Raw genomic sequence first — 7,428 nt, 5'->3', positions numbered from 1 at the left:
GTCACCCCAAAAAGCACCAACGACGACGGACCAGCAATCCTATTCAAACGACGATCACGCGGATCCCGGAGCGGATTCTTGGTCCGGGGTGACCGGACGAGGGTATCTGGCATTTGCTGCTTTCTGTGCGGAGGACAGTATCGGGCCGAGGGGTGCCACTACCAGATGCGGCGGCCGGCACCTTCCGGTGCCGACCGCCGCATCTTGGGTGTGGGATCAGGCGATGGCGGCCTTGAGTTCCTTTGCTGCCAGGGCGGGGTCGGCTGCACCGTAGATGGCGCCGCCGGCTACGGCAACCTCAGCCCCGGCCCGCTGGACCGCTTCGATGGTGGAGAGGTTGACGCCGCCGGCCACCGAGAAGGGCACGCGTGCTTCGGCACCGGCGCTGAGCAGTCCGTTCAGGTCGAAGCCAGGCTTGGCCTGCTCGTCCAGGCCTGCGTGGAACTCCACGAACTCGGCGCCGAGTGCCCGTGCTTCCTGGGCGCGGGTGGCCTTGTCCGGCACACCAATGAGGTCCACGACGATGCCTTTGTTGTGTGCACGGGCGGCCTTCACGGCACCTGCGATGGTGGAATCGTCGGCGCTTCCCAGCACGGAGACGAGGTCGGCGCCGGCCTTGAACGCGATGTCGGCTTCGAGTTCCCCGGCGTCCATGGTCTTCATGTCGGCGAAGACGATCTTGTCAGGGTGGGCCTGCTTGACTGCGGTCACAGCGGAAAGTCCGGCTGCCTTGATCAGGGGCGTACCGAGTTCGATGATGTCAACGTACTCGGCGACCTTGCCGGCCAGCTCGAGCGCGTCTTCGGTGGTCAGGAGGTCCATAGCTACCTGAAGCTTCATGATGTTTCTCTTTCTGTTGGTGTTGGTGTGGCGTAAAAGGAGGGGCTTATTCGAGGTTTGCGTGCCGGAGCCAGAGTTCTTCGGCCGGCGCGTCGGTGTCGTTCCAGATGGTTTGGAAAACGGCTTCGGTGAGGACGAAGAGGACCTGCTCGAAGAGGCTTCCCGAATACTGGCGAGTGACACTGGAGCCGTGATCCGTCTTTTGTGCGGCAGGTACGATCACCAGCGAATCCGCCAGGTCCGCGAGGCGGGAGTCGGGGTTGGTGGTCACCGCAGCCACGCGGGCACCGGCCGCCGCAGCGGTTTCGGCTGCCTTGACCACGCCAGAGGTGGAGCCGGAGCCGGACGCCACCAAAAGCACATCGCCGGCGCGGATGGCCGGAGTCGTGGTGTCGCCCGCCACGTGGACGTTGAGGCCGAGATGCATCAACCGCATGGCAGCCATGCGGAGGACGAGGCCGCTTCGGCCGGCACCGGCGACGAAAACCCTGTCGGCGGAACGGATGGATGCCGTCATGGCTTCCAAACGGTCTCCATCCACCTGGGCCGCCGTGCCACTGATCTCGCCGGAAATGAGGGACAAGTTCTGGAGAATTGCCCCGGCGCTGAGGCGGTCCGATGAACCGATTGCTGTTGGACCCACAATTATTTCCTTCGCTCTGTTGGAGGCGTCCATCCATCTGGGATGTATTCCGCCATCAATCTTGCCGCTGCTTTGGTATGGGTGTAACGCCCACTAAAGGTGGTTATAGCTATACTTTCTGGTAGTTCGTGCTCTGCTCCTGCCGAAAGGACCCCATGACCAGCTCGCCAGTGGACAGGCTCCCACCCCTCACGCCGCCCGGCACCCCGGCTTTGCCATGGCCGTTGCTGCAGTCCGTCGCGGCGGTGGCGAACGCCCCACTGACGTCCATAGCGGAAGAGTTGCGGAAGGCGCTGGCTCCTTATCTCGCCAGCAGCGCCCTGGTGATCTTCACGGAGGACTGCACCGGCAGGCCCCAGAAGAAGGCGGGTTTGGAGAGCATCATCTCAGGGGTGTCCATCGAGGAGCTGGACAGCCTCCGCGCTGCCCTTAGCGGGGAAGAACCTTGGGTGGGGGATGCCCTGATTGCCGCAAAGGAACGTCCAGTCCTCGCGATGAAATACCTCTCCAGCAGGGCCTTGCTGGTACTTACGGATCCTGTTGTGCCCGACTCTGAGTCGGGCACAGCGGAAGCAGGCGCGGACATCGCCAAGTATCTCTGGCACCTTGCCGCGCGCAGGATTCACGAAAAGGTCGCGGATGCTCCGCCTGCATACTTGTTGGAGTCCAGGGCGGCGTCAGCTGAACGACTCCGGGTGACTTCCGAGTTGGTGGACCAGCATGCGACAACGCTTGAGATTGTCGCCGGGGCGCTGAGGTCAACGGCGCTGGACGACGCCGCAGCACGTTCAGCAGCCACGGATTTGGTGGCCAAAGCCCTTGTAAGGCTTCGCACGTTGAGTGACAGGACCACGGACCTGATCGAAGAACCGGTAGCCAAGGCCTTCGAGCGCCTCCGGGAAGACCTTCTTCCACTGACGCGTTTCAGCGGGGTGGAGGTGCAGTTCGTCGAACCTCCCCTGAACGGGCGGGCCCTCCCGGGCGAAGTCGCCCATGCAGCCCGGGCCATCGTGCGGGGCCTACTGCTGGCCATGCTGGACCAGCCGGAAGTCCGAAGGGTCCGGGCCCAGTGGGATTGCGACGGCGAGAATCTGCTGATCAATGTCCGCGACGACGGCGGCGGCACTCTTGCCGCCGACGCATCCAGTTTGGGCAGGCTGGACCGGCGGGTTCAGGCCCTGGACGGAAAGATGCAGGTAGATGTCATGCCCGGCTGGGGTACAGATGTCTCCGTGACGCTTCCGCTGGATGCCCCCCAGGCTGCTCCTGCCGACGTCAGCGCCTGGAAATTGGGCAGTCGCGAGTTGGAAGTGCTGCAGCATCTGGCGTCCGGTCAGCGGAACAGGTCGATCGCGGGCGCCCTCAACATCAGTGAAAACACGGTCAAGTTCCACGTGGGAAACATCTTCCGGAAGATGGGTGTCACTTCGCGTACGGAGGCCATAGCTCTGGCAGCCAGCATCGGCCTGCGGTGAATTGAAACACTAGGCGCTTGATTGCTGTTCCCGGACCGGCGCAGTACCGGGATGCCCAGCTGAACGGTCCTTGGGGCTGATGCGGCGCGGCCGCCGTCAGCGAACACCAAGGTCGCTGTCAACATACGAGCCGGGGCGGTCTTCGGTGTGGTGTTGGCAGTTGCAGCAACCATCCACCTGCAGCCGAACGGTCACTGGACTCGATGCTTCAAGCCGGATATCCACCGGCTCCTTGCCGTTCCGGCTGACCCGGAGAATCGGGGGTTGATCGTGGCGATCGTACATGTACTGACCTTTGCGGCTGAGTGGGGGTGTGAGTGCGCCCCGGCGGCACGGGCTGGGGAGCCGCGTGCCACCGGGGCGGATTGCTACTGACGGTGAACCTTTTTACTCCCGGTCCGCCCGCCGGGGCTGGACGGTCGGGATGCTGCCCGTGTGGGTGCCGCCCTGGTGGGAATCCGGGTCAGGACAGGAATCAGCGCAATCATGCTTCGTGACAAGGTCGAACTGAACGCCGCCGTGCTGTTCCACGCCAGTCCTGATGGCCCGTTCGACGACCGAGGTAGCCAGGCGCCGTCGCAGGGACAGCGGATCCCGGCGCAGGTCCTTGGCGAGGGCAAAGCAGAGCAGGAGCATGACGACGATGAACGGTAGCGCTGCGACGATGGTGATGCGTTGCAGGCCAGCCAAGGCTTCCGACGGTTCATCGCCACCGGCCAGCAGCATGACCGCTGCCACGGCGCCGGTGAGGCTGCCCCAGAAGATCACCACTCCGCGGCGGGGGTGCTCGGCGCCGTTGGAGCTGAGCGAACCCATCACGATGGAAGCAGCATCGGCACCGGTGACAAAGAAGATTGCCACTAGGACCATAGCCAAGACGATGACGCCAACAGTAAGCCAGCCGGGCATACCAAGGTTCTTGACCAGGTCGAAGAGTGCGCCGTCGAAGTTGACGGACGAGACGCCGTCGACCGTTGTTACGAGCCCGGGTGTCCCTGCCTTGTCAGCTTCCTGCTGGACGTGGAAGGCGGCTCCGCCGAAGATGCCAAACCAGATCACGCTGACGACGCTGGGCACCAGCAGCACGCCGGTGACGAACTGGCGGATGGTGCGGCCGCGGCTGATGCGGGCAATAAACATGCCTACGAAGGGCGTCCAGGAGATCCACCAGGCCCAGTAGAAGATGGTCCAACCGGTCATCCAGCTCCGAAGGGCCTCATCGCCGACCGCTTCAGTCCGGGACGACATCTCGGCCAGGTCGCGGGCGTAGTCGCCGACTGCGGACGGGATCAGGTTGAGGATGAACAGGGTGGGGCCGGCAATGAAAACGATGAGTGCTAGGACGACGGCCAGGACCATGTTGATGTTTGAGAGCCACTGGATGCCACGGCTGATGCCCGAGACGGCCGAAGCGACGAAGCAGAAGGTCAAGACGGCGACGATCCCCACAAGCACGGGCGTGCCGATTTCGCCGAACCAGCCGTTGGAGGTCATGCCGCTGCCGATCTGCAGGGCGCCGAGGCCCAGGGAAGCAGCCGTACCAAAGAGGGTGGCGAAAATGGCCAGGATGTTGATGAACTTCCCGAGCGGGCCTTCCACCATCCTGATGCCGAAAAGTGAGGTGAAGGCTGCGGAGACCAGTTGCCTGCGGCCCAGGCGGTAGGTGCCGTACGCCATGGCAATGCCTACCACTGCGTACATTGCCCAGGGGTGCAGGGTCCAGTGGAAGATCGAGGTGGCCATGGCCGTCTGGATGGCTGCAGGGGTGCGGCCGTCCACGGTTCCGGGCGGGGGAGAGATGTAATGGTAGAGCGGTTCGGCTACACCGTAGAACATCAGTCCGATGCCCATGCCGGCCGCGAACATCATCGCGACCCAGGAGACGGTACGGAATTCTGGCTTCTCGCCGTCCTTGCCAAGCGGGATGTTGCCGAACTTGCCCAGGGCCAGCCACAGGACAAAAACGACAAACAGGGAAGCCAGGACCATAAAGAGCCAGCCGGTGTACTCCATGACCCAATTCAGGGCGGTCGTCGAGGTAGCGGAGAGGCTGTCGCGGCCCACGAAGCCCCAGATGACAAAGGCGATGGCGATGGCGCCGGTGATTCCGAACGTTACTTTGTCGAGGGTGAGCGAGTGGTTCCGGCGCAGGGAGACGGCCTGCTCGGTCTTGGCATTGCGCAGTTCCTCCAGGATCTGCTCGTACTCTTCGGTGTCCGGCAGTGGTTCTGCGCTTCCGTCTTCCGGATCGAGGACGGCGGGGTGTGTGTCGTTTTCTTTGGAGACACTGATGACTTCTTTGGTATTGCCCAAACTTTCGGGCTCCTCACTAGGGTGAGTTCTTGCCAGACCGTTGTCGGCGGGCAACTCCTCTGGTGTCAGGGGTTTTAGGTCACTATTAATAGCCATGAGCGGGTCCTTTGCTCGGCGAGTCATGGGCTTGCGGTTAAACATGGCCTTCGGCTGTTAGTCCGGGCGGAAGGTTGGGGGCTTCGTCCGATTCGATGACCATGATGTTGCCATCGACGATTTGCTCTTCGTGAGTCCGGACCGGCAGTTTGGCCGGCGGTTGGTCCACGTCTCCTGAACGGAGGTTGAACCTGGATGCGTGAAGCGGGCACCCGACCCAACATTCCTCCACATAGCGTCGGCCAGTGAAGCATCCTGGTGAGTACAAGTGTCGTCGATGGCGAAGATCTCGCCCTCTTCTGTGTGGAAGACGGCGATGGGTGGAGCTGTGTCGAGCCGTAATGCCTCCCCGGGAGCAAGTTCACTGAGCGGGCAGGCGTTGTGCATATTGCACCTCTTCAGGTTTGGGATCAGGTTTCTCGTGCAAGGAAGGCTGCAAAGTCTTCGGTTCGTTCCGCAGGGATCAACACATTTCGCGCTAAGCAACAGAGTGCGCCCCGTCACAGCCCAGTGTCAAGGTATTTCTGCATCTTCATGACGTATTTCTAAGGGACCAAGCCGCTTCTTGACACTCAGCGTGGCATGCGGCACCCTGTTGCTTATCATGATCCTTGTTGCGTAGGAAGCAATTCAGAAGGGGAGAACATGGAGCGGCTCGCGATCGTGGGAGCATCTTTGGCTGGTCTTTCTGCAGCCAAGGCAGCCCGCGCTCAGGGCTTCACCATTGACGGCTCAGAAGGGCTGGACCACATTCCGGGTGGATGTGACGGCTTCTGTGGAGCTGTTCCACCGCGTCAACCTGCAGGACTTCGATGCGTGCGAACGCTGCGAGCCTGCCATGGGCTCGAGGGTCTACTCCAAGGGTGGTGTGCTGGTCCGCAGCGAACACCACATCCGCGCCTTCCACGACTGGATCGAAGGAAAAGTCGGCGACACCATCAAGCCTGCCTAGACACCCTATGAGAACGCCACGCCTGGCCCTTAGGGCCGGGCCTACCGGCGTCTGTAGCCCATTTTCCCGCTGATGGCCATACCTGCTTCGCGGAGGCCGTCAATGAGCCCAGGCTGCTCCTCGGGCGTGAACCGGAACGCAGGACCGGAAATGCTCACCGCCGCGATGACACTACCCAAGTGGTTGAAGATGGGAACGGCCACCGCCGTCAGGCCAATTTCGAATTCCTCGTGGACCACAGCGTAGCCCTGCCGGGCGACATCCAGCAGCTGCTTCTCCAGCTCCCCGCGATTCGTAATGGTTCGCGGCGTGCGGGCCGGCAGGCCGACCGTCCTGAGGATGGTGTCCCTTTCGTCCGCCGGCAGGGCAGCGAGCAGCACCTTGCCGCTGGAAGTGGCGTGCAGGGGTGTCAGGCTGCCTACCCAGTCGTAGGTCGCAAGGGTAGAAGGGCCCATGGCCTGGTCCACGTTGACAGCGAAGTTCGATCGAAGGACCGCCAGATTTACGGTTTCCTTGTACTGCGTTGCCAGGCTCTCCAGAACTTCCCTGGCCTCGCGCACAACGCTCAAGCGTCCAGGGATGGACGATGCCAATCTCAGGATTCCAAACCCCAGCTGGTACTTGCCGCGTTCATTATTCTGGCGGACCAGTTCCCGGCCCAGCAAGGATCCTACGAGCCGGGACACGGTGGACTTGTGGACGCCCATCTCCTCAGCGATCTCACTGACGCCGGCATCGCCCTCGCGAGCGAGAATTTCCAGAATCTGGAGGGCGCGGTCAACCGATTGGACGCCGCCGCCCTGAGCGTCTGCGTCCGGGTCTTGGTCGTTACGTGCGGCCATTGTGCCTCATGTCATAGTCCATGCAGGGTGCCTTGGGACTGGGAGTCCCAGCTGACCTGCGCCCTCATCATGTTCATCCTAGACCGACTCGCCTGCGGCCCCTCAATTGGTATAGAACGCGGGTTCGCGACCCGCTGCCGCCGGCAAACAAAAGAGGGGCACCCCAATGGGGTGCCCCTCGAACTGGACAGCGGGTTAGCCGATCTTGTTGGCTGCTTCGGCGTCGGAGTCGGCGGCAGCGGCTGTGCCGAGGTTGGCGCGGAGTTT

7 protein-coding genes and 1 pseudogene are annotated in these 7,428 nt (G+C 62.6%); 2 read left to right on the top strand and 6 right to left on the bottom strand.

Annotated elements, in window-relative coordinates; genetic code table 11:
* Positions 1-216: 216 nt before the first annotated feature.
* Positions 217-840: a 3-hexulose-6-phosphate synthase gene (gene hxlA / locus V9L18_RS21840; protein WP_337349243.1), complete on the bottom strand. Its 624-nt coding sequence runs from the start codon at positions 838-840 to the stop codon at positions 217-219.
* Positions 841-886: 46 nt separating this feature from the next.
* Positions 887-1,516, bottom strand: a complete 630-nt coding sequence (gene hxlB / locus V9L18_RS21835) for a 6-phospho-3-hexuloisomerase (protein ID WP_443197990.1) — start codon at positions 1,514-1,516, stop codon at positions 887-889.
* Between the two features lie 122 nt (positions 1,517-1,638).
* Here hxlB and V9L18_RS21830 point away from each other — a divergent pair, with 122 nt between their 5' ends.
* Entirely contained in the window at positions 1,639-2,958 is a 1,320-nt protein-coding gene (locus V9L18_RS21830; RefSeq protein WP_337349241.1) for a helix-turn-helix transcriptional regulator, read from the top strand.
* A 387-nt stretch (positions 2,959-3,345) separates the two neighbouring features.
* Here the strand turns inward: V9L18_RS21830 and V9L18_RS21825 are convergent, their stop codons facing one another.
* From V9L18_RS21825 to V9L18_RS22110, 3 genes and pseudogenes are all read right to left on the bottom strand, one after another.
* Entirely contained in the window at positions 3,346-5,394 is a 2,049-nt protein-coding gene (locus tag V9L18_RS21825; RefSeq protein WP_337349240.1) for a BCCT family transporter, read from the bottom strand.
* A gap of 10 nt (positions 5,395-5,404) precedes the next feature.
* Complete coding sequence (locus tag V9L18_RS22115; protein ID WP_443197991.1) at positions 5,405-5,536, bottom strand: hypothetical protein; 132 nt, start codon at positions 5,534-5,536, stop codon at positions 5,405-5,407.
* A 128-nt stretch (positions 5,537-5,664) separates the two neighbouring features.
* Positions 5,665-5,754: pseudogene (locus V9L18_RS22110) on the bottom strand (bifunctional 3-phenylpropionate/cinnamic acid dioxygenase ferredoxin subunit); the annotation flags it as partial.
* Between the two features lie 337 nt (positions 5,755-6,091).
* Between V9L18_RS22110 and V9L18_RS21815 the strand changes: the two are divergent.
* Positions 6,092-6,319 carry an SRPBCC family protein gene (locus V9L18_RS21815; RefSeq protein WP_337349239.1) on the top strand — a complete coding sequence of 76 codons (228 nt, stop codon included), beginning with the start codon at positions 6,092-6,094 and terminating at the stop codon, positions 6,317-6,319.
* Between the two features lie 41 nt (positions 6,320-6,360).
* Here V9L18_RS21815 and V9L18_RS21810 read toward each other — a convergent pair whose 3' ends face one another.
* A complete protein-coding gene (locus V9L18_RS21810; protein WP_337349238.1) occupies positions 6,361-7,161 on the bottom strand; it encodes an IclR family transcriptional regulator in 801 nt (266 codons plus the stop codon).
* Between the last annotated feature and the right edge of the window lie 267 nt (positions 7,162-7,428).

The organism is Pseudarthrobacter sp. CCNWLW217, assembly GCF_037203985.1.
Taxonomy (GTDB): Bacteria; Actinomycetota; Actinomycetes; order Actinomycetales; family Micrococcaceae; genus Arthrobacter.
This window is presented reverse-complemented; position numbering and strand designations above follow the sequence as displayed.

What these genes read in the sequence shown, in the direction of transcription:
- V9L18_RS21810 (WP_337349238.1), bottom strand. Translation starts at nt 7,161, where the DNA reads ATGGCCGCACGTAACGACCAAGACCCGGACGCAGACGCTCAGGGCGGC.
- hxlB (WP_443197990.1), bottom strand. Translation starts at nt 1,516, where the DNA reads ATGGACGCCTCCAACAGAGCGAAGGAAATAATTGTGGGTCCAACAGCA.
- V9L18_RS21825 (WP_337349240.1), bottom strand. Translation starts at nt 5,394, where the DNA reads ATGACTCGCCGAGCAAAGGACCCGCTCATGGCTATTAATAGTGACCTA.
- V9L18_RS21830 (WP_337349241.1), top strand. Translation starts at nt 1,639, where the DNA reads ATGACCAGCTCGCCAGTGGACAGGCTCCCACCCCTCACGCCGCCCGGC.
- hxlA (WP_337349243.1), bottom strand. Translation starts at nt 840, where the DNA reads ATGAAGCTTCAGGTAGCTATGGACCTCCTGACCACCGAAGACGCGCTC.